22 protein-coding genes and 1 tRNA gene are annotated in these 24,248 nt (G+C 70.2%); 7 read left to right on the top strand and 16 right to left on the bottom strand.

The window, feature by feature from the left end; translation table 11 throughout:
- The first annotated feature begins 9 nt into the window (after positions 1–9).
- Entirely contained in the window at positions 10–465 is a 456-nt protein-coding gene (locus IO29_RS02785; protein ID WP_030377464.1) for a GNAT family N-acetyltransferase, read from the top strand.
- 10 nt (positions 466–475) lie between these two features.
- Here IO29_RS02785 and IO29_RS02790 read toward each other — a convergent pair whose 3' ends face one another.
- On the bottom strand, positions 476–970 hold the full coding sequence (locus IO29_RS02790; protein WP_030377465.1) for a MarR family winged helix-turn-helix transcriptional regulator: 495 nt from the start codon (positions 968–970) through the stop codon (positions 476–478).
- Between the two features lie 74 nt (positions 971–1,044).
- Here IO29_RS02790 and IO29_RS02795 point away from each other — a divergent pair, with 74 nt between their 5' ends.
- Positions 1,045–1,413, top strand: coding sequence for a VOC family protein (locus IO29_RS02795; RefSeq protein ID WP_030377466.1), 369 nt, complete (start codon positions 1,045–1,047; stop codon positions 1,411–1,413).
- 51 nt (positions 1,414–1,464) lie between these two features.
- Here the strand turns inward: IO29_RS02795 and iolE are convergent, their stop codons facing one another.
- From iolE to IO29_RS02820, 5 genes are all read right to left on the bottom strand, one after another.
- On the bottom strand, positions 1,465–2,382 hold the full coding sequence (iolE, locus tag IO29_RS02800) for a myo-inosose-2 dehydratase (protein WP_030377467.1): 918 nt from the start codon (positions 2,380–2,382) through the stop codon (positions 1,465–1,467).
- On the bottom strand, positions 2,382–2,945 hold the full coding sequence (locus IO29_RS02805) for a hypothetical protein (protein WP_030377468.1): 564 nt from the start codon (positions 2,943–2,945) through the stop codon (positions 2,382–2,384). The genes iolE and IO29_RS02805 overlap by 1 nt, the downstream gene beginning before the upstream one ends.
- A 22-nt stretch (positions 2,946–2,967) precedes the next feature.
- On the bottom strand, positions 2,968–4,110 hold the full coding sequence (locus IO29_RS02810; protein ID WP_051707415.1) for a ferritin-like domain-containing protein: 1,143 nt from the start codon (positions 4,108–4,110) through the stop codon (positions 2,968–2,970).
- A 101-nt stretch (positions 4,111–4,211) separates the two neighbouring features.
- A complete protein-coding gene (locus tag IO29_RS02815) occupies positions 4,212–6,140 on the bottom strand; it encodes a GMC family oxidoreductase (RefSeq protein ID WP_078618064.1) in 1,929 nt (642 codons plus the stop codon).
- A 487-nt stretch (positions 6,141–6,627) separates the two neighbouring features.
- Positions 6,628–8,205, bottom strand: a complete 1,578-nt coding sequence (locus IO29_RS02820) for a carbohydrate-binding protein (protein ID WP_030377471.1) — start codon at positions 8,203–8,205, stop codon at positions 6,628–6,630.
- 212 nt (positions 8,206–8,417) lie between these two features.
- Here IO29_RS02820 and IO29_RS02825 point away from each other — a divergent pair, with 212 nt between their 5' ends.
- Together IO29_RS02825 and IO29_RS02830 are read left to right on the top strand one after the other, a co-directional pair.
- Positions 8,418–9,074, top strand: coding sequence for an ArsR/SmtB family transcription factor (locus IO29_RS02825; protein ID WP_030377472.1), 657 nt, complete (start codon positions 8,418–8,420; stop codon positions 9,072–9,074).
- Between the two features lie 83 nt (positions 9,075–9,157).
- Positions 9,158–10,447 carry an MFS transporter gene (locus tag IO29_RS02830; protein WP_106969739.1) on the top strand — a complete coding sequence of 430 codons (1,290 nt, stop codon included), beginning with the start codon at positions 9,158–9,160 and terminating at the stop codon, positions 10,445–10,447.
- A 27-nt stretch (positions 10,448–10,474) separates the two neighbouring features.
- Here the strand turns inward: IO29_RS02830 and IO29_RS02835 are convergent, their stop codons facing one another.
- Complete coding sequence (locus tag IO29_RS02835; protein WP_030377474.1) at positions 10,475–11,152, bottom strand: TetR/AcrR family transcriptional regulator; 678 nt, start codon at positions 11,150–11,152, stop codon at positions 10,475–10,477.
- Positions 11,149–12,159: an acyl-CoA desaturase gene (locus IO29_RS02840; RefSeq protein ID WP_030377475.1), complete on the bottom strand. Its 1,011-nt coding sequence runs from the start codon at positions 12,157–12,159 to the stop codon at positions 11,149–11,151. Before IO29_RS02840 ends, IO29_RS02835 begins: the two co-directional genes overlap by 4 nt.
- A 285-nt stretch (positions 12,160–12,444) precedes the next feature.
- Here IO29_RS02840 and ppc point away from each other — a divergent pair, with 285 nt between their 5' ends.
- Positions 12,445–15,177: a phosphoenolpyruvate carboxylase gene (gene ppc, locus IO29_RS02845; protein ID WP_030377476.1), complete on the top strand. Its 2,733-nt coding sequence runs from the start codon at positions 12,445–12,447 to the stop codon at positions 15,175–15,177.
- 81 nt (positions 15,178–15,258) lie between these two features.
- On the opposite strand, the gene IO29_RS02850 is transcribed toward ppc, so the two are convergent.
- The 6 genes from IO29_RS02850 to IO29_RS02875 form a co-directional block, all read right to left on the bottom strand.
- Positions 15,259–15,750, bottom strand: coding sequence for a hypothetical protein (locus tag IO29_RS02850; protein ID WP_030377477.1), 492 nt, complete (start codon positions 15,748–15,750; stop codon positions 15,259–15,261).
- A gap of 118 nt (positions 15,751–15,868) precedes the next feature.
- Entirely contained in the window at positions 15,869–16,474 is a 606-nt protein-coding gene (gene pth / locus IO29_RS02855) for an aminoacyl-tRNA hydrolase (protein WP_030377478.1), read from the bottom strand.
- Between the two features lie 122 nt (positions 16,475–16,596).
- Positions 16,597–17,187, bottom strand: a complete 591-nt coding sequence (locus IO29_RS02860; RefSeq protein ID WP_030377479.1) for a 50S ribosomal protein L25/general stress protein Ctc — start codon at positions 17,185–17,187, stop codon at positions 16,597–16,599.
- Positions 17,188–17,408: 221 nt separating this feature from the next.
- Complete coding sequence (locus IO29_RS02865) at positions 17,409–18,383, bottom strand: ribose-phosphate diphosphokinase (RefSeq protein ID WP_030377480.1); 975 nt, start codon at positions 18,381–18,383, stop codon at positions 17,409–17,411.
- A gap of 111 nt (positions 18,384–18,494) precedes the next feature.
- Entirely contained in the window at positions 18,495–19,982 is a 1,488-nt protein-coding gene (gene glmU / locus IO29_RS02870) for a bifunctional UDP-N-acetylglucosamine diphosphorylase/glucosamine-1-phosphate N-acetyltransferase GlmU (protein WP_078618065.1), read from the bottom strand.
- A gap of 121 nt (positions 19,983–20,103) precedes the next feature.
- Positions 20,104–20,179, bottom strand: a tRNA-Gln gene (locus IO29_RS02875).
- A gap of 178 nt (positions 20,180–20,357) precedes the next feature.
- Here IO29_RS02875 and IO29_RS02880 point away from each other — a divergent pair.
- Positions 20,358–21,743 (top strand): sensor histidine kinase, encoded by a 1,386-nt coding sequence (locus IO29_RS02880; RefSeq protein WP_030377482.1) that lies wholly within the window; start codon positions 20,358–20,360, stop codon positions 21,741–21,743.
- A 64-nt stretch (positions 21,744–21,807) separates the two neighbouring features.
- Here the strand turns inward: IO29_RS02880 and IO29_RS02885 are convergent, their stop codons facing one another.
- Together IO29_RS02885 and IO29_RS02890 are read right to left on the bottom strand one after the other, a co-directional pair.
- On the bottom strand, positions 21,808–22,302 hold the full coding sequence (locus IO29_RS02885; RefSeq protein WP_030377483.1) for an SUKH-3 domain-containing protein: 495 nt from the start codon (positions 22,300–22,302) through the stop codon (positions 21,808–21,810).
- Positions 22,303–22,470: 168 nt separating this feature from the next.
- Positions 22,471–22,983, bottom strand: a complete 513-nt coding sequence (locus tag IO29_RS02890) for a YwqJ-related putative deaminase (RefSeq protein ID WP_030377484.1) — start codon at positions 22,981–22,983, stop codon at positions 22,471–22,473.
- Positions 22,984–23,218: 235 nt separating this feature from the next.
- On the opposite strand from IO29_RS02890, the gene IO29_RS02895 reads away from it, so the two are divergent.
- Positions 23,219–24,241, top strand: coding sequence for an SMI1/KNR4 family protein (locus IO29_RS02895; protein ID WP_030377485.1), 1,023 nt, complete (start codon positions 23,219–23,221; stop codon positions 24,239–24,241).
- Positions 24,242–24,248: the final 7 nt, after the last annotated feature.

Below are 24,248 nucleotides of genomic sequence, written 5' to 3' on the forward strand. Positions count from 1 at the left end.
GGCGCGTTTATGGTGAGCCGTATGTTTCGTATCGAGACAGAAGTCGACAAGGAGCGGCGCGATCTCCTGCGGAAGCGACTGCGCGACACGAACACGGCGGCGTCCCCGGTGCTGCGCGCGCTGCGCGGCACGCCGGGGGAGCGCGAGACCCCGCTGCACGTGTGGGCGCGGGACGATTCCGGGCAGTTGGCGGGCGGCCTGGTCGGTCACACCTGGGCGACGTGGCTGCACGTCACCTACCTCTGGGTCGACGAACCGTTCCGCGGCACGGGTCTCGGCACGCATCTCCTGGCCCGGGCCGAACACCTCGCCCGCACGGACCGCGGGTGCGCCGCGTCCCGCGTGGAGACATGGGACTTCCAGGCCCCGAAGTTCTATGTGAAACAGGGGTACGAAGTGGTGTGCGTGATCCCGGACTACCCGCCGGGGATCACGGAGTACACGCTGGTCAAACGGTGGGCGTGAAGCCCCCGGACTAGGCCCCGTCCTCGTCCCCGCCCCCTCCCCCGTCTCCGCCCTCGCCCCCGTCCCCCCGCAGGGAACGGACCATGCTCCGCAGCACCCGGAACGCCTGCGCACGGTCGGCCTCGGACAGCCCGGTCAGCATCCTGACCTCGACCGACCGGACCGCCGCGGTCGCCTTCTCCAGACTCCGCCGGCCGCGGGGCGTGAGCCGCGCGGGCAGCACCTTCCCCACGGGCGCCTCCGCGGGCCTGGTCACGAAGCCGTCCCGTTCCAGATTCTTCAGCAGCGTGTTCATCGACTGCCGGGTCACGAACGCGCCCCGCGCGAGCTCGGAGTTGGACAACCCCGGCCGCTGGGCCAGCAGTTCGAGACAGGAGTAGTGCGTCACGCTCATCCCGAGCGGCCGCAGCACCTCCTCCATGGCCACGCGCAGCGCGCTCGAAGCCTCCTTCAGCAGATAGCCCAGGGAGGTGTCCAGGTCGACGCCGGCATCGTCTTGCTTCATGTCAGTATTCTGACATACGGTGGCCGTGTCAGAAAGCTGACACGCAACTCAGGTGAAACCGAAGGAGCATCCGCATGCCCGCCACCGGCCCCGACTTCCTCTCCCTCCAGGTACGCGACCTCGACGCCTCGCAGGCGTTCTACGAGCGCTACCTCGGCCTCGTCCGCTCACCGGCCGGCCCCCCGCACGCCGTCGTCTTCGACACGAAGCCGATCGCGTTCGCACTGCGCGACATCGTCCCCGGCACCGACCTCACCTCCGCCGCCCGGCCCGGCATCGGCGCCGCGATCTGGCTCCACGCCACCGACGTCCAGGCCATCCACGACGCCCTGGCCGCCGACGGCCACACCATCGTCGCCACCCCGATCGACGGCCCCTTCGGCCGTACGTTCACCTTCGCCGACCCGGACGGCTACCACGTCACGCTGCACGACCGCACGTGACGGGGCGATCGAACAGGAAGAAGCCGAGGCAGATGTCGCGTGCGCTCCTCCTCACCAGCCCAGGACTTCGGTGAGGTAGGCGTGGGCCGTCTTGGCGTACTTCAGCGGGCATGCCCTAGCCGGGTTCTGTTCGGCCTCGACGACCAGCCATCCCTCGTAGCCGGCTTCCCCCAGCGTCAGGAGGACGGGCTCGAAGTCGATCGTGCCTTCGGGGTCTCCGGGCACGGTGAAGACGCCCTTCAGGATTCCGTCCTGGAAGGACAGGCGGCGCTCCCTCACCTCTTCGGCGACGGATTCGCGGACGTTCTTGAGGTGGACGTGCTTGATCCGCTGTTGGTGCCGTTCCGTGGTCTCGAGCGGGTCGTCGCCCGCGAACCGGAGATGCCCGGTGTCGAGCAGCAGATGCACATGGTCCGGGTTGGTGCCCGCCATCAACCTGTCGATGTCCCGGGCCGTCTGCACGCCGGTGCCCATGTGAGGGTGGTAGCAGAGCCGCATCCCCTTGTCCGCGGCCAGTTCACCGATTTTGTCGAGCCCGTCGGTGAGGAGATCCCACTCCTCGTCGGTGAATTCGGGGCGGTGCTCGAAGAGCGGGATGGGTTGCAGGTGCGACGACCGTCCGAACTCCGCGACGACGATGTCCTCGCCGCCCACTTTCTCGAGGAACTCCAGCTGCCTCGTGAAGTTCTCGACGGTTCGGACATCGTCGCCGATGGTGAAGTAGGTGCTCACCCAGGGCTCGGACACCTTCAGGCCGCGCAGGTCGAGTGCCTCCTTCAGCACCGCGGGGTCGGCCGGGTACTTGTGGCCGACGCTGCAACCCTGGAATCCCGCGAGCGCCATCTCGCTCACGCACTGCTCGAACGGGATCCCGATGTCGATCAGTGGGAAGTCGTCGTTCCACCACAGTGTCGGCGTCACGCCGAGTGAGACCTTGTCGGGACCCAGGTTCGGGACGGTGCCGGGCATCACACTTCCTCCGCTTGGTGGTCCTCGAAGACGGGCGGATTGGCCCACGATCCGTAGCCCGGCGCCTTCGCGCCGGCGGGGTGGGCGCCGATCGCCCGCCACAACAGCCCCTCGGTGTAGGCGTCGGGAGAGACGACGAACAGGTGCTCGTCTCCGTCCGCGCCGTGCGCGGTCTCTTCCCCGGCCCGGTGGTGTCCGGCCGTGGCCGGCCGGGCCGGGCTCACCTCGGGCCGGCTGTCGTCCGGGACGGCGGGCTTCGCTCCGCTCCGCCCGGGCGCCGTCCAGGCCGCCACGTCCATGCGTCCCGCCAGTTCCGGGTCGTACCAGACGCCGACGTACCAGAGCTTGATGATGCTTTTCACCACTGGATCGGTGGGAGCCGCGGAGGGATCGGAAGCCATCGCCCGCTGGACCGCCTTCGGCCCCGCCCGGTCCGCGGCCGTCCTGTAGTACGCCTCCGCCTGACCGGTTCCCCACAGGTCGAACTCGCTGAACCCGGTCACAGTGGCGGAGAACTTCACGAAATCGCGCAGCCCGTTGTCCGTGTTCGTTCCTTGCGTCATGGTGCCGCCTCCTTCGACGGTCTCAGAGCTCGAATGTCGGGCCGGCGTTCTGCCCCGGATGCCCGGTGAGCGGGTTGCGGATGAGTCGGTTCATGCTGTCGCGCATGCGGAACATCTCCCACACCGCCTTGAGCAGAAGGTCCGGCCGGCCGTTGTAGGCCAGATTGATGTCGGTCAGGAAGGTGGCGTAGAAACGGTTGAATTCCTCGGCCGCCGCCAGGATTTCCGGGTCTCCCGCGAGGTGCGCCAGTTTGATGTCCGGCTTCACCGGAAAGGCGGCATCCCAGTCGACGTGCAGTTCCGGGCCGGAAGGCGAACCCGGTTGGTCGCCCTTCTGGTAATACCGCCCTTTGTCCAACTGCTGGAACCGGTAGTAGTGGGCGAGTTCGTCCTGACTGTCGAAGATGCCGCCGTGCAGCCCTTCGCCCTGCTCCGCGACGAGGGTGAGCGCCGCGACCGCGGTGTCGCGGCCGGTCACCTTGATCACGTCGCCGCCACCGGAGTAGAAGTACTCGGGAGTCACCTGGCGGGCGGGATCGCCGGTGAAGATCGTCTTCCCGTCCTTACGGGCCTGGTCCTCCAGGTGGTTGATGCCCCGGATGATCTCCTCGTAGAACTCGCCGATGCTCAGAAAACGCTCGGTGGGCTCTCCCGGGACGAGGCCGAGGACCGTCCCGGACTCCTCGAGTTCCGCCAGTTTCTCCGGTGGCGGCGTCGAGCCGTCGGACGTCAGTCCGAGGGCCGCCCAGTCCATCGGGACGAACCTGTCCTCCTCGGAGTCCGCCTGTGCGGGCTTCTCGATCTTCAGGAACGTGTCCAGAGCCTCGTGCGAGAACGGCCGGAGGTGCACCTCGAAGTAGTCCGGACCGCACGGCAGGCGCGTCGGATAGTTCGGCACGAAGTTCGGCCTGGTGAGGTCCGGCGTTCCGCCCACGGCGTTCAAGACGTTCGCGACCAGGGTGAGGTGCAGCATCTCCTCGACGGCCACCACCCTGATGACATGCCAGGCGTCCGAGTTCTTCCCCGGATGCAGCGAGTAGAGCGCGGTCAGGTAGGGCGGGAGCGTCGCGTGCTCCAGCTGGAGCCCCTTGTAGAGGTATTCGTGCAGCTCCTCGATGGTGCGGATCCTGGGGTCCTGGGCGGTCTCTGATCCCGAAACGGACATGTTCCCCCAATCGTGGGCGGTGGGCGGTGGGCGGTGGGGCGGTAGGTGGTGGGCAGGAGGCGGTGAGCGGCGGGCGCCGGCCTGTGCGCCCTGTCGAACCGTCAGCCGTTGCCCCGCGGACCGCGGACGACGGCCGGCGCCTTCGCGGCGCGCAGGTGCCTGACGATGTGGGTCGCGCTGCGGAAGGCGAGCGCCGCCATGGTCAGGCTGATGTTGGACGTCCCGATCGAGGGCATGCTGCCGGGCCCGACGAGGTAGAGGTTCTCGTGGTCCCACGAGTGCTGGGTGTGGTCGACCACGGAGTTCGCCGGGTCGGTCCCCATGAGGTGGGTGCCCGCCAAATGGTTGCCGCCCACGATGTTGTACCAGTGGCCTTCGTGCTCGACGGCGCTGTAGCGGTCCTTGTCGTACTTGGTCCGGTCCTCGGCGCCGAGCTTCTCGAAGATGTCGGTCGCGAGCTTGCGGGCGAACGCGGCGCCCCGCATGGTGTAGGGCGGGATCTTGAGCGACACGACCGGCTTCAGATTGCCGAGGGCGTCCTTGTACCGCTCGTCCACGGTGACCTTGTTGCTCCTCTCGGGCAGCAGGTCGATCATGAAGGCCAGCAGCAGCTGCCGGGAGATCTGGTTCCCGAGTGTCCTGCGCAGCTCCGGCCCGCGCAGGTTCCGCTTGTCCACGAGTTCGACCAGGTCCGTGTAGGGCGAACCGGTCGCCCACCCCCAGCCGTCGTTGTGGATGTCCACGCCGAATCCGGCCTGGGTCCGGCGGAACCGCCCGCCGCGCAGATCGGTGATGCCGCTCGTGCACGAGGTGCCGCGCATCGTGCCGGCCGGCTTGGGCAACAGGCCCCAGGACAGCAGGTACGCGTGGTCCATCAGGTTGTGGCCGATCAACTGGCTGCGGCTCATCCGCTGCATGCCGGAGGCGAGCATGAGCCGGGCGTTCTCGATGGCGTGGGCGCAGAGAATGTAGACGGTGCCTTTCACCGTGTACGTCTCGTACTTCTCGGAGTCGAGCGCCGCGTATTTCTTGATGGTGATCCCGGTGACCCGTCGGTCGTGCTCGTCGATCTCGACCTTGGAGGCGACCGCCTGCGTCACGATCTTGACGTTGCCCTTGCCGAGCGCCTTGGCCAGCGTCTTTCCCGCGTGGTATTTGGCCTGCACGGGGCAGATCGGGACGCAGTTGGTGTTGCCCTGACAGCGCTCGCCCTGTTCCGCCTGGCTCGTGCTCACCGCGCCGACCGGGACGAAGCCCTTGCCGCCGTCGTACGCGGCGTTCGGCACGCCATTACGGGCCTGCGGAAAGCTGCGCACCCGGAGTGTGTAATCGTCGTCCGCCAGGTTGACGCGCATGCCGTCCACGCCCCGGGCGACCGTCCGGTCGAGATAGGACGGCGGCATGCGGTGCATCGGGAACACGTATCCCTTCGGGAAACGCATTCCCAGGTACGTCTGGTCCTCGACCTCGGCGGCCACGCCCAGTTCGGCCTCGGCCTGCCGGTAGTAGGGCTCCAGGTCGTCATAGCCGAGCGGCCAGTTGAGGCCCTGGCCGTACTTGGTTCGCAGATCGAAGTCCTCGGGAAGCATGCGCAGCGCTTTTCCCTCCCAGTGCATGGAGGTGCCGCCGAGGACCCGGGTGAAGGTGGTGTCCGTGCAGTACTTGTCCTTCTGCACGAGGTAGAACTCGTCCCGGGGCGTGTCCGGACGCACCGGCATGGTGTCGGTGCTCCTGGGCATCCGGGCGTTCGGATTGAACGGGTACGGAGACTGGTTGTCCTTGACGACCGCGCCGTAGAACCGTGACAGGTACGACTCGTACTCGGCGAGGTCCAGGTCCTTGCCGGGGCCGGCTTCGAGGACCACCACCTTGTAGCCCGCCTGGCCCAGCTGCTCGGCGACGATGGAACCCGCCATGCCGCCACCGACGACGACGGCGTCCCACGTGTCCCTCGCGGCCTCTGCGGCGCTGGTCCCGGTCGCGGCACCGGCTGGGAAGATGACCGGGTCAGTACCGTCGTAAGACGTCATTGATACCCCTTGTCGCGTCTGGGGTGACCCCACCCCGGTTACGGGCAGAAAAGTCCGGTGACAGATTTCACCAGCCGTCAGAACGGGTGGTGTTCGCATGGTTCCCGAGGATTCGCCACCGCCGCCGGCCGGGAACCGCCGTTTGTTTTGTGCTCGATCATTTCTGACGCCACTCGCCGCTCCAGCGGGATCGCGGGAAGTGCCTCATGACGAGGCTTGCATATGGCGCTGTCATGTGGCTCTACCGCAGCGGGGACCTTTTCGTTAAACCCATCGTTCGGGCGTAATCAGTGAGCAACTCCAACCTGCTTATGGGACAAGTGAGTTGGGCTTACAGACGAGTGAAGCCTCTGGCGGATGGGCCTCGGCCAAGAGGCCGTCCCCCCGCCGGAGGCTTCGTGCGCTCGTCTTCTCCCGCGACGACGAGCCGCTGAGGGAGGGGCCGGTGGGGGCGAAACCCCCACCGGCCCCTCCGTCGGAGATCCGGTCAGCCGAACGTCACGTCCAGGCTGCCGTCCGATCCGAACGACCACCCCAGCTTTCCGTCGTAAGCGCCGCACCGCGACCCGTTCGACCCGGTCCAGAACTGGTTCGAACTGTCCGCGTTCCCGACCGTCTTGTCGTTCGACCCGTCCACGTCGAACCGGCACGAGGTGTTGCCGCGGAACACGGACGACCCCTTGTCGAAGGAGAAGTTCCGCTCCGCGTTGTCGATGCTGACGTTGTCCGAGACCGTCATCGACCCCGGGTTGCTGTTGTACGTGAACCCGTGGTGCCCGTTGCCGTAGGCGATGTTGCGCCGCACGACGTGGTTGACGGCGATGTCGTCGCCGCCGAGCTTGAACCCGTTGCGGTCACCGCTCGTGTTCTGTGTCCCGTCGCTGAGCGTGCCGTTGTCGTACGACAGGGAGTCCTCGATCGTGACGGGGCCGATCGGCCCGGTGTCGGTCTTGGTGTAGAGGTCCCATCCGTCGTCGATGTTGTGGTGGGAGACGTCGTAGCGGAAGACGTTCCCGGTGCCGACCGTCAGCTTCGCGGCGAACCCGTCCGCGTCCTCGCCGTCGGAGTCCGCGTTGTCGTGCGACTCGGCGCTGATGACGAGGTTGTCCGAGGGCCACTCGTCCTCGGGCGTGCTGGAGGAGATCCGCGAGAGCTGGAGTCCGGTGTCGTGGTTGTAGCGGGTCACCGTCCGCTCGATGACGTTGTCGCTGCCGCCGACGAAGATGCCGTTGTCGCCGGCGTGTTCGACGACGAGGCCGTAGACGTGCCAGTACGAGCCGTTGACGGCCAGCCCCCGGTTGGAGGAGCTCTCGCTCTGCGCCGAGAAGTTGAGGACGGGGGTCTCGCCCGGGTAGGCGGACAGGGTGGTGCGGGCGCCGGACGTGCCGTCGTTGCCCTGCGGGATGGTGACGGTCTGCGCGTAGTGGTACGTGCCGCCGCGCAGGTAGATGGTCCCGCCGGCGGAGACGCGGCCGATCGCGGAGGCGAGGGTGGTCGGGTCCGACTCGGTGCCGGCGGCGCCGTCGCTGCCGCCGGGGGCGACGTAGAGGGCGCCGGAGGCGGGCGGGGTGGTCGTACCCCCGTCGTCGCCGCCGTCGTCGGCGCTGATGCTGACGTCGAGACAGTCGACGTTGGGCAGTCCGCCGGAGGTGGTGGGGCTGAGCCGGATGGTGTTGGCGCCGGCCCGCACGGGGACGGTGAGCGTCTTCGTGGCCCAGGTGTCCCAGGCGCCCGTGCCGCCGAAGGAGGCGGACCCGGCGGCCGTTCCGTTCACGCTGATGTCCGCGGGCCGCGCGGTGGTCGTCCCGTTGGCGTACCGGATGGCGAGCGTCGCGGTGCCCGCGGCGGAGGCGTCGACGGTGAACCGGAGGGCGGCGCCGGAGGAGTTGGTGCCGTTGCAGAATCCGCTGCCGGAGTATCCGGTCCAGTCGGAGTCGAGGGTTCCGGTGCAGGACGCCGAGCCGCCCTCGGCCTCGTAACGGCTGGTGGCGGCCTGTGCGGGGGTGCCGGACAGCGCGACGAGCGCACCGGCCAGCAGGCTCGCGCACGCGAGTGCGGTTCTCATGTGCTGGGGCATGGTCTTGCCTCCAGGTGGGGGTTGCGGCAGGCTTCGACAGTGGGAGAAAGCGCTTTCCGCAAGCGAAGCTAGAGGCGGGGGGAGGGGGTGTCAATGGTCGTGTAGGTGATTGACGTTCAGCTGACTGAACACCCATTCCGCGAAGGAAGCTTTGCGAAGAAGTCTTTGCGAAGAACCCTTTGCGGTCTACAGTGCTGCCCATGGCCGACATCAGTGAGGAGCCGGGCGCCGTTCCGGACGCCGTCGTTCTCGATGCCCGGGGGCTGCGCGCCCTGGCGCATCCGCTGCGCGTGCAGTTGGTCGGGGTACTGCGCCGGTACGGGCCGTCCACGGCCACCCGGCTCGCGGAGCGCCTCGGCGTCAATTCCGGGACGGCCAGTTATCACCTGCGGCGGCTCGGTGCGGCCGGGTTCGTCGAGGAGGACGCGGAGCGCGGCAACGCGCGGGAGCGCTGGTGGCGTGCCGTGCACCGGATGACGGAGCTCAACGACGCCGACCTGGCCGACCGCGAACCCGAGGCGACCCTGACGTATTTGCAGTCCGTGGCCTCCGCCTACACCCTGCGCACCCAGCAGACGCTCAACGAGCTCCAGACGATGCCCCGGACCTGGCGGGACACCTTCGACATGAGCGACTGGGTGCTGCGGCTCACCCCCGAGGAGGCCCTCGCCCTGCGCGGGGAGCTCAGGGCCGTCGTCGCCCGCTACCGCACGGACGGGCCCGAGGCGGCGGCCCGCGCCCCCGAGGGCGCCGAGCGGGTCACCGTCGTCACCCATCTGCTGCCCGAACTCGACGCGCCCGTCCCGGCGGACGGTCCCGGCGAACCGGGAGACGCCACCGGGACGCGACCGTCGTGACAGGGCATACCCCAGGCGCCCCGCTCGCCGGGCCCCCGCCCGGCAAGCGCTCCCCGCGCGCGCTGGGCGGCGTGCTCGCCGCCATGGCCGTGTCGCTGACCGGCACCCGGATATCCGCCGTGGCCCTGCCCTGGTTCGTCCTCGTCACCACCGGCAGCGCCACCCGGACCGGGCTCGTGGCGTTCTGCGAGATGGCCCCCTACGTACTGGTCAAGGCGCTCACCGGGCCACTGGTCGACCGGGCCGGACCGCGGACCGTGTCCTGGACCACCGACCTGGCCAGCGCGACCGCCGCCGTCGCCGTCCCCGTCTGCCACGCCCTGCATCTGCTGTCCTTCCCGCTGCTGCTGGCGCTCGTCGCGGTGATCGGAGCGGTGCGTGGCCCCGGTGACCTGGCGAAGGAGGTCATGGTCCCGGAGGCGGCCGAGCGCGGCGGGGTGCCGTTGGTGCGGGCGACCGGGCTGTCCGGTGTGACCGAGCGGCTGGCCTCCACCCTCGGCCCGGCGGCCGGCGGCGGGCTCGTCGCCCTGCTCGGCCCGCTGGCGGGGCTCGTCGTCAACGCCGGCTGCTTCGCGCTCGGCTCGGTGATCATCGCCGTCGTGCTGCCCCGGACCATGGGGCGCGCGACGGCCGAGGCCCCGCCGCCGGGGACGGCGGAACCGGGCTACTGGCAGCGGTTCGGCGAGGGGTTCGCCTTTCTGCGCCGCGAGCCGCTGCTGCTCACCGTCGTCGTCACGGTGGGGATCACCAACCTGCTGGACGCGGCGTTCGCCACGGTCCTCCTGCCGGTCTGGGCCAGATCGTCCGGGAACGGGCCCGCCGCGCTCGGCCTCCTCGGCAGCGCGATGGGGGCCGCCGCGGTCGGCGGCAGCCTGATCGCCGCGGTGGCCGCGCACCGGCTGCGGCGCCGGATGGTGTTCTTCGGCGGGTTCCTGCTGGGCGGGGCGCCGAGATTCCTGGTGCTCGCCTGCGACGTCCCGCTGGGGGTGGCGGTGGCCGTCTTCGCCGTCGGCGGCTTCGGGATGGGGTTCGTCAACCCGGTGCTCGGCGCCGTCCTCTTCGAGCGGGTGCCGCGGCGGATGCTGGGCCGGGTCCGCGCCCTCGGCGACTCGCTGGCCTGGGCCGGGATCCCGCTCGGCGGGCTGCTCGCCGGGGCGGCGGTGGCCGCCACCGGGCTCGTCCCGGTGCTGCTCGTCTCGGGGACCGGGTACTTCCTCACCACGGGCCTGGCCGGGCTGCGCCCGGAATGGCGGGAGATGGACGGGCCGGGCGGCGGCCGGGACGCGAGGCCGCAGCCGCCGACGGCGCCGGATCCGTTCGCCGCGGCGGAACCGGCCCCGGTGACGGAACCGGCCCCGCCGGCGCGGGAGTGAGCGGCCGGCGGTGGGTGAGCGGCGCCGTCAGTTCTTCCGGTGGCCTATCAGCCGCGGCTTCGGTTCCAGGCCGTCCAGGCCGTGCCACGCCAGGTTGACCAGATGGGCGGCGACCTCGGACTTCTTGGGGCGGCGGACGTCCAGCCACCACTGGCCGGTCAGGGCGACCATGCCGACCAGGGCCTGGGCGTAGAGCGGGGCCAGTTTCGGGTCGAAGCCGCGGCTCTTGAACTCGCGGCCCAGGATGTCCTCCACCTTCGTGGCGATGTCCGAGATCAGCGAGGCGAACGAACCCGTCGACTGGGGGATGGGGGAGTCGCGGACCAGGATGCGGAAGCCGTCCGTCGACTCCTCGATGTAGTCCAGGAGGGCGAACGCGGCCTGTTCGAGGAGTTCGCGCGGGTGGCCGGCGGTCAGCGAGCCGGTGACCATGTCGAGCAGCCGCCGCATCTCGCGGTCGACGACCACCGCGTACAGACCCTCCTTGCCGCCGAAGTGCTCGTACACCACCGGCTTGGACACCCCGGCCTTGGCCGCGATCTCCTCCACCGACGTGCCCTCGAACCCCTTCGCGGCGAACAGCGTGCGGCCGATCTCGAGCAGTTGCTGGCGGCGCTCCGCACCGGTCATCCGGGTACGGCGCGGCCGCCGCGGCTTCTCATTGCTGGAGGTGCTGCTCGTGTCGGTCGCCACGGCGACCATCATGCCGCCTGCGCGGTGTCCTCCTTGCGCCGGGCGCGGCCTTCACCGGAGTTCCGCTTGGAATCGATACGTGAGCGTGACGGCCACCGCACGTCGTACGCCCAGCCGAGCTGTTCGAACCAGCGGATGATCCGCGCCGAGGAGTCCAGCTGCCCGCGCATCACACCGTGGCGTGCGGAGGTCGGGTCGGCGTGGTGCAGGTTGTGCCAGGACTCGCCGCACGACAGCACGGCCAGCCACCACACGTTCCCGGAGCGGTCACGGGACTTGAAGGGCCGCTTGCCCACCGCGTGACAGATGGAGTTGATCGACCAGGTCACGTGGTGCAGCAACGCCACCCGGACGAGTGAACCCCAGAAGAACGCGGTGACCGCGCCCCACCAGGACATCGTCACCAGACCGCCGATCAGCGCCGGCAGCGCCAGCGACAGCGCCGTCCACAGCACGAACTGGCGGGAGACCGCGCGCAGCGCCGGGTCCTTGATCAGATCCGGTGCGTACTTGTCCTGCGGGGTCTGCTCCTCGTCGAACATCCATGCGATGTGCGCCCAGACCAGGCCCTTCATGAGGGCCGGGACCGTCTCCCCGTACCGCCACGGCGAGTGGGGATCGCCCTCGGCGTCGGAGAACTTGTGGTGCCGGCGGTGGTCGGCCACCCACCGCACCAGCGGCCCTTCCACCGCCATCGAACCGGCGATCGCCAGCGCGATCTTCAGCGGGCGTTTCGCCTTGAACGAGCCGTGCGTGAAGTGCCGGTGGAAACCGATGGTGATGCCGTGGCACCCGAGGTAGTAGAAGAAGACCAGCAGACCGATGTCGAGCCAGCTCACGCCCCAGCCCCAGGCCAGCGGCACGGCCGCCACCAGGGCCAGGAACGGAACGGTGATGAAGAGGAGCAGCGTGATCTGCTCGATCGAACGCTTCTGCTCGCCACCGAGCGTGGCGGACGGGAGGGGGGAGTCCGACGGCGCCTTGGCGGCGTCGCCGATCACGTCGGAACTTGTGGTCATGAAGCGTCCCCTGGGGGGTCGAGGATCGTGGCATGTGCCGGGGGACGGGCCGCAGGTTTTCCTACGGTTCCGTAACCTACGGCAACGTAAGTATGGCAGCGCGTCACCCGGCGGCAAGAGCCCAACAGTCTGCGCGTCCGCATGGACACCTATCCTTGGATTCGGTCGGACAGCGTGGTCCGCTCTGATTCCTGCCCGGATGCCCGGCCGCCGAAGCGGGCCAGCCGCCCGGCCCGGCACCGGGTTCCCTCCAGACGAGCTTCAACACTGCAAGGAGCCGCACCTGTGAGCAGTGCCGACGAACAGACCGCGACCACGAACAACGAACTGCGCGCCGACATCCGGCGACTGGGTGACCTCCTGGGCGAGACCCTCGTCCGCCAGGAGGGCCCCGAGCTGCTGGAACTGGTCGAACGGGTCCGCAGGCTGACCCGCGAGGACGGCGAGGCCGCGGCCGAACTGCTGCGTGGCACCGAACTGGAGACCGCCGCCAAGCTGGTGCGCGCCTTCTCCACCTACTTCCACCTGGCCAACGTCACCGAACAGGTCCACCGCGGCCGCGAACTGCGCGCCCGCCGCGCCGCCGAGGGCGGACTGCTCTCCCGCACCGCCGACCGGCTCAAGGACGCCGACCCCGACCACGTGCGCGAGACCGTGGCCAACCTCAACGTGCGCCCCGTCTTCACCGCGCACCCCACCGAGGCCGCCCGCCGCTCCGTCCTCAACAAGCTCCGGCGCATCGCCGCGCTCCTGGAGACCCCGGTCATCGAGTCCGACCGCCGTCGCTACGACACCCGGCTGGCCGAGAACATCGACCTCGTCTGGCAGACCGACGAACTCCGCGTCGTCCACCCCGAGCCCACCGACGAGGCCCGCAACGCCATCTACTACCTCGACGAACTCCACGCGAACGCCGTCGGCGACGTCCTGGAGGACCTCACCGCCGAACTCGAACGCGTCGGCTTCAAGGTCCCCGACGGCACCCGCCCCCTCACCTTCGGCACCTGGATCGGCGGCGACCGCGACGGCAACCCCAACGTCACCCCCGAAGTGACCTGGGACGTCCTCATCCTCCAGCACGAACACGGCATCAACGACGCCCTGGAGACCATCGACGAGCTGCGCGGCTTCCTCTCCAACTCCATCAGATACACCGGCGCCACCGAGGAACTCCTCGACTCCCTCAAGGCCGACCTCGACCGGCTCCCCGAGATCAGCCCCCGCTACAAGCGCCTCAACGCCGAGGAGCCCTACCGCCTCAAGGCCACCTGCATCCGGCAGAAGCTGGAGAACACCAAGCAGCGCCTCGCCAAGGGCACCCCCCACGAGGACGGCCGCGACTACCTCGGCACCACCGAACTCCTGCGCGACCTCACCGTCGTCCAGGAATCCCTGCGCGCCCACCGCGGCGCCCTCTTCGCCGACGGCCGGATGAACCGCACCATCCGCACCCTGGCCGCCTTCGGCCTCCAGCTCGCCACCATGGACGTCCGCGAGCACGCCGACGCCCACCACCACGCCCTCGGCCAGATGTTCGACCGGCTCGGCGAGGAATCCTGGCGCTACGCCGACATGCCGCGCGACTACCGCGCCAAGCTGCTCGCCAAGGAACTCCGCTCCCGCCGCCCCCTCGGCCCCACCCCCGCCCCCCTCGACGCCGCCGGCGAGAAGACCCTCGGCGTCTTCCTCACCGTCAAGCGCGCCCTGGAGGTCTTCGGCCCCGAGGTCATCGAGTCCTACATCATCTCCATGTGCCGGGGCGCCGAGGACGTCTTCGCCGCCGCCGTCCTCGCCCGCGAGGCCGGCCTCATGGACCTCCACGCCGGCTGGGCCAAGATCGGCATCGTGCCCCTCCTGGAGACCACCGACGAGCTCAAGGCCGCCGACACCATCCTCGAGGACATGCTCTCCGACCCGTCCTACCGGCGCCTCGTCGCGCTCCGGGGCGACGTCCAGGAAGTCATGCTCGGCTACTCCGACTCCTCCAAGTTCGGCGGCATCACCACCAGCCAGTGGGAGATCCACCGCGCCCAGCGCCGGCTCCGCGACGTCGCCCACCGCTACGGCGTACGGCTGCGCCTCTTCCACGGCCGCGGCGGCACCGTCGGCCGCGGCGGCGGCCCCACCCACGACGCCATCCTCGCCCAGCCCTGGGGCACCCTGGAGGGCGAGATCAAGGTCACCGAACAGGGCGAGGTCATCTCCGACAAGTACCTCATCCCCTCCCTGGCCAGGGAGAACCTCGAACTCACCGTCGCCGCCACCCTCCAGGCCTCCGCCCTGCACACCGCGCCGCGCCAGTCCGTCGAGGCCCTCGCCCGCTGGGACGCCGCCATGGACGTCGTCTCCGACGCCGCCCACGCCGCCTACCGCGCCTTCGTCGAGGACCCCGACCTGCCGACGTACTTCCTCGCCTCCACCCCGGTCGACCAGCTCGCCGACCTGCACCTCGGCTCCCGGCCCTCCCGCCGCCCCGGCTCCGGCGTCTCCCTCGACGGACTGCGCGCCATCCCCTGGGTGTTCGGCTGGACCCAGTCCCGCCAGATCGTCCCCGGCTGGTTCGGCGTCGGCTCCGGCCTGAAGGCACTGCGCGAAGCCGGACTCGACACCGTCCTCGCCGAGATGCACGAACAGTGGCATTTCTTCCGCAACTTCATCTCCAACGTCGAGATGACGCTCGCCAAGACCGACCTGCGGATCGCCCAGCACTACGTCGACACCCTCGTACCCGACCACCTCAAGCACGTCTTCGACGTCATCAAGGCCGAACACGAGCTCACCGTCGCCGAAGTCCTGAAGATCACCGGCGGCGAGGAACTCCTCGACGCCCAGCCCGTCCTCAAGCAGACCTTCGCCATCCGCGACGCCTACCTCGACCCGATCTCCTACCTCCAGGTCGCCCTCCTCAAGCGCCAGCGCGACGCCGCCGAGGCCGGCCAGGAACCCGACCCGCTGCTCGGCCGCGCCCTGCTGCTCACCGTCAACGGTGTCGCCGCGGGCCTGCGCAACACCGGCTGACCAGGCCACAGTCACCCAGTACGGCGGTGCCCCGGCGGTTACGTCATGCCGGGGCACCGCCGTGTTCCGTGACCGCCGCGGCTACTGAAGCGCGACGAACGCCGCCGTCACCAGCACGAGCCCCGTCCCGCCCATCGCCCACGCCGTACGCCGCATGCGCAACCCGCCCGCCACCACGACCCCGGCCAGCATCAGCGCACCCGCCAGCGGCAGCCACGCGTACAGCATCCCGGCCGGACCCGTACGCACCACCTCGTTCGTGCCCGGCTTCACCACCACGCCCAGCACCTCCCCGGTGCGCACCCCCACCGACGTGTCCAGCCGCACCTCCGCACGCGCCACCGACCCCGCCGACACCGGCCGGTACGGCCCCGTGCACGCGTCCCGCGCACAGTCCGCCACCTCGACCGTCCCCCGCTCACGCCCCTTGGTGAGCACCACGTACTGCGCCGTCCCCCACGACCCCCACACCCCGCCCACCAGAATCAGCGCGGACACCACGGCCATCGACGCACGCTGCCCGAACCGCAGCGCCACGGAGCCCCGGGACGATGCGACGGCGGCAGAAGGCATGGCCGAGATCCTTGGCCATGCCCGCACACCCGGTCAACTCGCGAAGGAGACAAGTCACAAGTTGTACGCGTTCACGACACCAGTGGCGCCGGTCACCCCGCGAAGGCCACCGGCCGCCTCACGAGTTGTACGTGTTCTGCGCCCGCTCCAGACCCTCCGTCACCAACGCCTCCACCGCGTCCGCCGCCCGGTCCACGAACCAGTCCAGCTCCTTGCGCTCCGACGACGAGAAGTCCTTCAGCACGAAATCCGCCACCTGCATCCGCCCCGGCGGCCGCCCGATCCCGCACCGCACCCGGTGGTACTGCGCCCCCATCGCCTTCGTCATCGACTTCAGCCCGTTGTGCCCGTTGTCCCCGCCGCCCAGCTTCAGCCGCAGCACCCCGTAGTCGATGTCCAGCTCGTCATGGACCGCCACCACATGCGACAACGGCACCTTGTAGAACTCCCGCAGCGCGTTCACCGGGCCGCCCGACAGGTTCATGTACGACATCGGCTTCGCCAGCACCACCCGCCGGCTGCCCGGACCCGGCGGACCCATCCGCCCCTCCACCACCTGCGCCTGCGCCCGGCCGGCCCGCTTGAACCGGCCCCCCATCCGCCCGGCCAGCAGCTCCGCCACCATGAACCCCACGTTGTGCCGGTTCATGGCGTACTCCGGCCCCGGATTGCCCAGGCCCGCGATCAGCCACGGTGCGGCGGCCTCGTCGGTCGTCACGTCCATCTCTCCTTGCGCTGCGGATGCGGATATGAGGTGCGGGTGCGGACACGCGACGGCCGCTGCCCCACGAGGGAACAGCGGCCGGCGCGCACGATGACGTCAGAACGTCGGGCTGAAGCCGTGGCTCACGCCTCGGCGGCCTCGTCGCCCTCGCCCTCGCCCTCCGCGGACTCCTCGGCCTGCGCGGCCAGGACCTGGAGGACGACGGTGTCCTCCTCGACGGCCAGCGTGGTGCCCGACGGCAGGGGGATGTCCTTGGCGAGGATGGAGGCACCGGCCTCCAGGCCCTCGATGGACACGGTGACCGACTCGGGGATGTGCGTGGCCTCGGCCTCGACCGGCAGCGCGTTCAGCACGTGCTCCAGCAGGTTGCCGCCCGGGGCCAGCTCACCCTCGGTGTGCACGAAGATCTCGACGTTGACCTTCTCGCCGCGCTGCACGAGCTGAAGGTCGACGTGCTCCAGGAAACCCTTGATCGGGTCGCGCTGCACGGACTTCGGGATGGCCAGCTCCTGGGCGCCCTCGATGTCCAGCGCGATCAGGACGTTCGGCGTACGCAGCGCCAGCAGCAGCTCGTGGCCCGGGAGGGTCAGGTGGATCGGGTCGGAACCGTGCCCGTACAGGACGCCGGGGACCTTGTCCTCGCGGCGGATGCGGCGGGCGGCACCCTTGCCGAACTCGGTGCGCTTGGCGGCGGCGAGCTTCACCTCGGACATGATGATCACTCCTCGTAGTAGAAGACGGTGACGGAAAACAGTCGGTCACCCGGCCACGAACGGCCTGCTACGAAGAGCGCGTCGATAACGGACAGTCGTACGCATGTGCGGTACACACGCGGACGGCCTCCCTCGCCGAGCAACTCGGGCAGTCTACTCGGCGGGGGAGGCCGCACCCAAAACGATCACGCACTACCGCGTCCGCGGCAGCCGCAGAAACCTCACTGCTCGTCGAACAGGCTCGTCACCGAACCGTCCTCGAACACCTCGCGCACCGCACGCGCGATCGTCGGCGCGATCGACAACACCGTGATCTTGTCCAGCTCCAGCTCGTTCGGCGTCGGCAGCGTGTCCGTGAACACGAACTCGCTCACCTTCGAATTCTTCAGCCGGTCCGCCGCCGGACCCGACAGCACACCGTGCGTCGCCGTCACGATCACGTCCTCCGCACCGTGCGCGAACAGCGCGTCCGCCGCGGCACAGATCGTCCCACCGGTGTCGATCATGTCGTCCACCAGGACGCAGATACGGCCCTTCACATCACCGACGACCTCGTGGACCGTGACCTGGTTCGCCACGTCCTTGTCACGCCGCTTGTGCACGATCGCCAGCGGCGCGCCCAGCCGGTCGCACCACCGGTCCGCCACCCGCACCCGGCCGGCGTCCGGCGAGACCACCGTCAGCTTCGCCCGGTCCACCTTGCGGCCCACGTAGTCCGCCAGCAGCGGCAGCGCGAACAGGTGGTCGACCGGACCGTCGAAGAAGCCCTGGATCTGGTCCGTGTGCAGATCCACGGTCAGGATCCGGTCCGCACCCGCCGTCTTCATCAGATCCGCGATCAGACGCGCCGAGATCGGTTCACGCCCACGGTGCTTCTTGTCCTGCCGCGCGTAACCGTAGAACGGCACGATGACGGTGATGGAACGCGCCGACGCACGCTTCAACGCGTCGATCATGATCAACTGCTCCATGATCCACTTGTTGATCGGCGCCGTGTGGCTCTGGATCAGGAAACAGTCCGCACCACGTGCCGACTCCTGATAGCGGACATAGATCTCGCCGTTGGCGAAGTCGAAGGCCTTCGTCGGGACTACCCCGACACCCAGCTGCTCGGCGACCTCCTTGGCAAGCTCGGGGTGGGCGCGGCCGGAGAAGAACATCAACTTCTTCTCGCCGGTCGTCTTGATCCCGGTCACAGCACAGTCTCCTCAGAGGTGTCACAGCTGGGCACAGCGAATCGCCACAGCTGGGTGGGGTGCGGATGTGCACTTATCACGGTACGCCGACTCAGACGTACCCGTTTCCGGTCAGCCTTCGCCACCCGGTCCCCGGGACGCCGACTCCGCCGCCTTCGCGGCCGCGCTCCCGGGACGCTTGCGGGCCACCCAGCCCTCGATATTCCGCTGCTGGCCCCGGGCCACCGCCAGCGAACCGGGCGGCACATCCTTCGTGATCACCGAACCCGCGGCGGTGTACGCACCGTCCCCGATCGTGACCGGTGCCACAAACATGTTGTCCGAACCCGTCTTGCAGTGCGAGCCGACCGTCGTGTGGTGCTTGTGCTCGCCGTCGTAGTTCACGAACACACTCGCCGCACCGATGTTCGAGTACTCGCCGATCGTCGCATCCCCCACGTACGACAGATGCGGCACCTTCGTACCCTCGCCGATCGAGGAGTTCTTCGTCTCCACGAACGTCCCCACCTTCGACTTCAGCCCCAGCCGCGACCCCGGACGCAAGTACGCGAACGGACCCACCGACGCACCCGGACCCACCTCGGCCTCCACCGCCACCGTGTTGTCCACCCGCGCGCCCGCGCCGACCCGCGTGTCCGTCAGCCGCGTGTTCGGACCGACCTCCGCGCCCTCGCCCACGTGCGTGGCACCCAGCAGCTGCGTGCCCGGCTGCACCACCGCGTCCTGCTCGAACGTCACCGTCACGTCCACCCACGTCGTCGCCGGGTCCACGACCGTCACGCCCGCCAGCATCGCCCGCGTCAGCAGCCGGTCGTTCAGGATGCGGCGCGCCTCGGCGAGCTGCACCCGGTTGTTGATCCCCGCGATCTCCCGGTGGTCACCGGCCACACAGGCACCCACCCGGTGCCCCGCCGTACGCAGGATGCCGAGCACGTCCGTCAGGTACTCCTCACCCTGGCTGTTGTCCGTCCGCACCTGCTTCAGCGCGTGCGCCAGCAGCTGCCCGTCGAACGCGAACACCCCGGAGTTGATCTCCCGGATCGCCCGCTGGGTGTCGGAGGCGTCCTTGTGCTCCACGATCGCCGTGACGGCACCCGAGGCGCCGTCCCGCACGATCCGGCCGTACCCGGTGGCGTCCGGCACCTGCGCGGTCAGCACCGTCACCGCGTTGCCGTCGGCGGCGTGCGTGCCGGCCAGGTCGCGCAGCGTCTCGCCGGTCAGCAGCGGGGTGTCGCCGCAGACGACCACCACCGTGCCGTCGACCGTGCCGCCGAGCTCCTCCAGGGCCATGCGGACGGCGTGCCCGGTGCCGTTCTGCTCCGCCTGCACGGCGGTGCGTACGCCGGCGTCGACGCCGGTGAGGTGGGCGGTGACCTGCTCGCGGGCGTGCCCGACGACCACGACGAGGTTCTCCGGCTCCAACTCCCGCGCGGCGGCGAGCACGTGACCCACGAGGGAGCGGCCACAGATGTCGTGCAGGACCTTGGGTGTGGCCGACTTCATGCGGGTGCCCTCACCCGCCGCGAGAACGACGACGGCTGCGAGTGGGGTCTCCCCTGCTCGAGCGGAGCCGAGAGCTTGGGGACGGTTGGCGCTCACGGAATGCCCTTCGGCTTATGGGGTGAGATGGACATCCGCAGGATACCGGGGGGATATGGGGCGAGCATGAGAGCGGGCCCCGGCTTGACAGCCGGGGCCCGAACCTGGGTCCTGCTCGCTGTGGCTCCCCCGCAAGGATTCGAACCTTGTCCTACTAGATCCAAAATCTAGTGTGCTGCCAGTTACACCACGGGGGACAGCGCTTCAGACTTTACCCGAGACGTTCCTGGGCTTGGGTCGCGATGCCCTGCCACCAGCCCTCGATGCGGTTGTGCGGGTGGGCGCTTCCGGCAACCTTTCGGTGACCGTGCGTGGGCGGTGGTGATCGGGGAAACTCTTCGGAAAAGGGCGGGCGGGCGCCCGTAGGGTGGGGGTATGACCACGACGGGGGAAGAGCGTGCCGGGCCGTCGCCGGGGGGCGGGCCCTGGTGGTGGGACCGGTGGCGTGCGGCGGTGCTGGACGTCGGGCTCGCGGCGGTGTCCGCGGTGGAGTGCACGGCGGAGGGGTGGCCGTTCGCGCAGGACGCGGGGCTGCCCGTGTCGGTGGGGATGGTGTTCGGTTTCCTCGCCGGGGTCTCGCTCGTGCTGCGGCGGAAGTGGCCGATCGCCGTCGTACTGGTGGCGATCGCGATCACGCCGGCGCAGATGGGGTTCCTGCTGGGCCTGGTGGGCCTCTACACGCTGGCCGCCGCCGAGCTGCCGCGGCGGATCATCGGGGCGCTGGCGGGGATGTCGTTCGTCGCGACGCTGATCGTGACGTATGTGCGGGCGCATCAGGGTGTGATGCACGGGGATCTGGCGATCAGTGACTGGTTCGTGCCGTTCCTGTCGCTGACGACCGCGCTCGGGATGACGACGCCGCCGGTGCTGCTGGGGCTGTATGTCGGGGCGCGGCGGCGGCTGATGGAGAGTCTGCGGGAGCGGGCGGATTCGCTGGAGCGGGAGTTGGTGCTGCTGGCGGAGCGCGCCGAGGAGCGTGCGGAGTGGGCGCGCAACGAGGAGCGGACGCGGATCGCGCGGGAGATGCACGACGTGGTGGCGCACCGGGTGAGTCTGATGGTGGTGCACGCGGCGGCGTTGCAGGCGGTGGCGCGGAAGGATCCGGAGAAGGCGGTGCGGAACGCGGCGCTGGTGGGGGACATGGGCCGGCAGGCGTTGACCGAGTTGCGGGAGATGCTCGGGGTGCTGCGCAGCGGGGACGGTCTCACGGGGCGGGAGCGCGGGGTGCTGGGCGGTTCCGACGGTGTGGTGGAGCCGGTGCCGTTGGCGGCGGTGGGTCTGGCGGCGGCCGCGGCGGCTTCGCGGGTGGACGAGGGGTCGTCCGGCGGGGGTGAGGGGGCGCCGGAGGGGCCGACGCTGGCGGAGCTGGAGGAGTTGGTGGGGCAGTCGGCGGCGGCCGGGATGGTGGTCGATCTGTCGGTGGAGGGGGAGGCGCGGGGGTATGCGCCCGAGGTGGAGTCGACGGCGTACCGGGTGGTGCAGGAGGCGTTGACCAACGTCCACAAGCACGCGGCGGGCGCGAAGACGTATGTGCGGCTGGCGCACCGGGCGGCGGAGATCGCGATGCAGGTGGAGAACGAGCCGGCGCCGGAGCCGGAGCCGGGTGCGGTGGACGCGGCCCGGTTGCCGAGTGGGGGGAACGGGCTGGTGGGGATGAAGGAGCGGGTGAGCGCGCTGGGGGGCGTGTTCGTGTCCGGTCCGACGGATGCGGGGGGTTTCCGGGTGTCGGCGGTGATCCCGGCGGGGGCGGCGTCGGCGTAGGGCGGGTCCGCCGTGTCCGTCCGGTGGCTGCGCGGGTCCGCCGGGTCCGGTCCGCCCGTCCCGTTCAGGCCGTCGTGAGGCGGACCGGTGTCATGCCGGTGAGCAGGGTGGTGAGGCCCTGGTCGATGTCGGCGCCGAGGTACCAGTCGCCGGTGTGGTCGAGGGCGTAGGTGCGGCCTTCGGCGTCGATGGCGAGGAGGGCGCGGCTGTCGGTCTCCTCGCCGAGGGGGCAGAGCTGGGTGCCGAGGGCGCGGCCGAGGTCGCCGAGGGTGCGGGCGAGGTGGAGGCCGTGCAGGGGGTCGAGGTGCAGGGGGGCGGGGGCGAGTTGGCGTCCGGCCTCCTGGGCGGTGAGCCGTAGGCCGCCGAATTCGGCCCAGGCCTCGACGGCGGCGGGGAAGACGGTGTGCCGGTGGCCGCCGGGTGTGGTGTGGTCGCGCAGGGTGTCGGCCCAGATCTCGGCCTGCTTTATGTCCCAGCGTCCGGGGGCCCAGCCGGCGGTGCGCAGCGCGGCGTCCACGGGGACGGCGAAGCGGGTGGTGGAGGTGCGGTCGGTGTGCATCTGCCTATCGTTCGTCGAGGACCGGGACATCGGCGCGGGGGAGGGGCGGGGTGTCCGCCGCCGTGTGCGCCGTCGTGCGGTGTGCGGGTGCGTGCGTGTGTGGTGCGGTGTCGGTGGGTCTGCTGCCGTGCGGGGGCTGCCGCCGTGACGGGTCTGCTGTGCGCGGCCTCAGTCCTGCTGGGTGGAGCCGACGACGCGGACGCCGAAGTGGGCGCTGAGCGCGGTGCAGGCGTGGCAGGGGGCGGCGAAGCTGCCGTGCAGGGGGTCGCCGTCCTCGCGGATGCGGCGGGCGGTGAGCTTGGCGTGCTTGAGGGCTCTGCGGGCCTCGCCGTTGGTCATGGGTTTGCGGGCGGCGCGCTTGCTGCGGGCGGCGTCGGCGGCGGTGAGGTGCCGGGAGATGAGGAGCGTCTCGGCGCAGCGTCCGGTGCCGCGGTCGCGTTGTGCGCTGGTGAGGGTGTCGAGGAAGTCCTGGACCAGGGGGTGCAGGGTGGGCGGCTGGTCGCCGCGGGCGGCGGTGCCGGTGAGGGTGGTGCCGCGGACGGAGAGGGCGGCGGCGATGGTGGGGAGGATGCCGTCGCGGCGGTGGAGGAGGACGGGGGCCTGTGGTGCCGCGGTGGCGCTCCAGCCGATGCGGGGATCTCCGGACGGGTTCGTCCGGTGTTCCGTCTGTGCCGCGTTCATGGTGGTGTACCCCTCCCTCGCATCCCCCCAACGGACACAGATTGCCAAACGGTGGGGCCGGTGTGGAAGCTGGGGCGGTGTGACACGCCCGTGTCTCGCCGCACGGTCACGGTGGGGTGACGGCTGGTCACGGTTCGGGCCGGGCGGAGCGCCGGTGACCGGTGTCGGCGTACCGCATAGGCTGTTGCGGCAACGAGCCAGTGCATCACACAGATCGCCGCAGGGGGCTATCGCCATGACGACAGGTCGGCCCGGGCTGGGGGTTCCACCCGGTGGCCACCAGGTGCGGGGACATGCCGTGCCGCCGAACGTGGCCTACGCGGGGCAGGTCGTGCGGTTCCCGGATCCGGTCCGGGCCGCGCGTCATCCCGGTGGGGTGCGGGTGGACGGGCAGGGTTATCCCGACTTCTCGCCGTACGCGCGGGCGGCCGCGGAGATCGCGGAGCCGCCGGAGGGTTTCGGCGTGGACGAACTGCGGCTGACGGACTACGTGTCGGCGAACGCGGCGCTGGCGGCGTCGGGGCACGCGTTGTGGGACACGGTCCCGAACGTGGCGACGCCGCACGGCTGGACCTGGCACCACGTGCCCGGTGGCCGTCGGCTCGAGTTGGTGCCGGTCGAGGTGAAGGCGCTGCTGCGGCACCACGGCGGGATCGCGACGGCGCGGGTGGAGCAGGACAAGCGCGGGACGCGGCCGTTGCAGGAGACGCGGCCGGCCCACTTCGGGCTGCCGAAGTCGGCGGTGGCGGTGACGGAGCAGGAGGTGCTGGGGGTCGAGGAGGACCTGGGGTACCGGTTGCCGGGCGCGTACCGCTCGTTCCTGAAGGCGGCGGGCGGGTGCGCGCCGGTGGGCACCGCGCTCGACGCGGAGCTGGGGCTGCTGATCGACCAGCCGTTCTTCACGGTGCGGGACGAGGCGGCGGTGAACGACCTCGTGTACGTCAACAAGTGCCTGCGGGACCATCTGACCAAGGACTACCTGGGGGTGGCCTTCGTGCAGGGCGGTCTGCTGGCGGTGAAGGTGAAGGGCGAGCGGCTCGGTTCGGTGTGGTTCTGCGCGTACGACGACGCGCGGGACGTGGATCCGTCGTGGTCGCCGGCGGAGCGGGTGGAGCGGCTGCTGCTGCCGTGCGGGGACGACTTCGACGCGTTCCTGGGGCGGTTGGCGGGTTCTCCGCCGGAGCTGGAGACGGTGGCGAATCTGATGGTGGACGGCGGGTTCGCCCGTGCCGTTCCGGTGTCTTCCGCGGGGGAGTGAGGTCGGA

This window comes from Streptomyces sp. NRRL F-6676 (assembly GCF_000725625.1).
GTDB lineage: Bacteria > Actinomycetota > Actinomycetes > Streptomycetales > Streptomycetaceae > Streptomyces.

Bases quoted from the DNA above. Each gene is read 5' to 3' on its own strand.
- IO29_RS02785 (WP_030377464.1), top strand. From the start codon at position 10: ATGGTGAGCCGTATGTTTCGTATCGAGACAGAAGTCGACAAGGAGCGG.
- IO29_RS02790 (WP_030377465.1), bottom strand. From the start codon at position 970: ATGAAGCAAGACGATGCCGGCGTCGACCTGGACACCTCCCTGGGCTAT.
- IO29_RS02795 (WP_030377466.1), top strand. From the start codon at position 1,045: ATGCCCGCCACCGGCCCCGACTTCCTCTCCCTCCAGGTACGCGACCTC.
- iolE (WP_030377467.1), bottom strand. From the start codon at position 2,382: ATGCCCGGCACCGTCCCGAACCTGGGTCCCGACAAGGTCTCACTCGGC.
- IO29_RS02805 (WP_030377468.1), bottom strand. From the start codon at position 2,945: ATGACGCAAGGAACGAACACGGACAACGGGCTGCGCGATTTCGTGAAG.
- IO29_RS02810 (WP_051707415.1), bottom strand. From the start codon at position 4,110: ATGTCCGTTTCGGGATCAGAGACCGCCCAGGACCCCAGGATCCGCACC.
- IO29_RS02815 (WP_078618064.1), bottom strand. From the start codon at position 6,140: ATGACGTCTTACGACGGTACTGACCCGGTCATCTTCCCAGCCGGTGCC.
- IO29_RS02820 (WP_030377471.1), bottom strand. From the start codon at position 8,205: ATGAGAACCGCACTCGCGTGCGCGAGCCTGCTGGCCGGTGCGCTCGTC.
- IO29_RS02825 (WP_030377472.1), top strand. From the start codon at position 8,418: ATGGCCGACATCAGTGAGGAGCCGGGCGCCGTTCCGGACGCCGTCGTT.
- IO29_RS02830 (WP_106969739.1), top strand. From the start codon at position 9,158: ATGGCCGTGTCGCTGACCGGCACCCGGATATCCGCCGTGGCCCTGCCC.
- IO29_RS02835 (WP_030377474.1), bottom strand. From the start codon at position 11,152: ATGATGGTCGCCGTGGCGACCGACACGAGCAGCACCTCCAGCAATGAG.
- IO29_RS02840 (WP_030377475.1), bottom strand. From the start codon at position 12,159: ATGACCACAAGTTCCGACGTGATCGGCGACGCCGCCAAGGCGCCGTCG.
- IO29_RS02850 (WP_030377477.1), bottom strand. From the start codon at position 15,750: ATGCCTTCTGCCGCCGTCGCATCGTCCCGGGGCTCCGTGGCGCTGCGG.
- pth (WP_030377478.1), bottom strand. From the start codon at position 16,474: ATGGACGTGACGACCGACGAGGCCGCCGCACCGTGGCTGATCGCGGGC.
- IO29_RS02860 (WP_030377479.1), bottom strand. From the start codon at position 17,187: ATGTCCGAGGTGAAGCTCGCCGCCGCCAAGCGCACCGAGTTCGGCAAG.
- IO29_RS02880 (WP_030377482.1), top strand. From the start codon at position 20,358: ATGACCACGACGGGGGAAGAGCGTGCCGGGCCGTCGCCGGGGGGCGGG.
- IO29_RS02885 (WP_030377483.1), bottom strand. From the start codon at position 22,302: ATGCACACCGACCGCACCTCCACCACCCGCTTCGCCGTCCCCGTGGAC.
- IO29_RS02890 (WP_030377484.1), bottom strand. From the start codon at position 22,983: ATGAACGCGGCACAGACGGAACACCGGACGAACCCGTCCGGAGATCCC.
- IO29_RS02895 (WP_030377485.1), top strand. From the start codon at position 23,219: ATGACGACAGGTCGGCCCGGGCTGGGGGTTCCACCCGGTGGCCACCAG.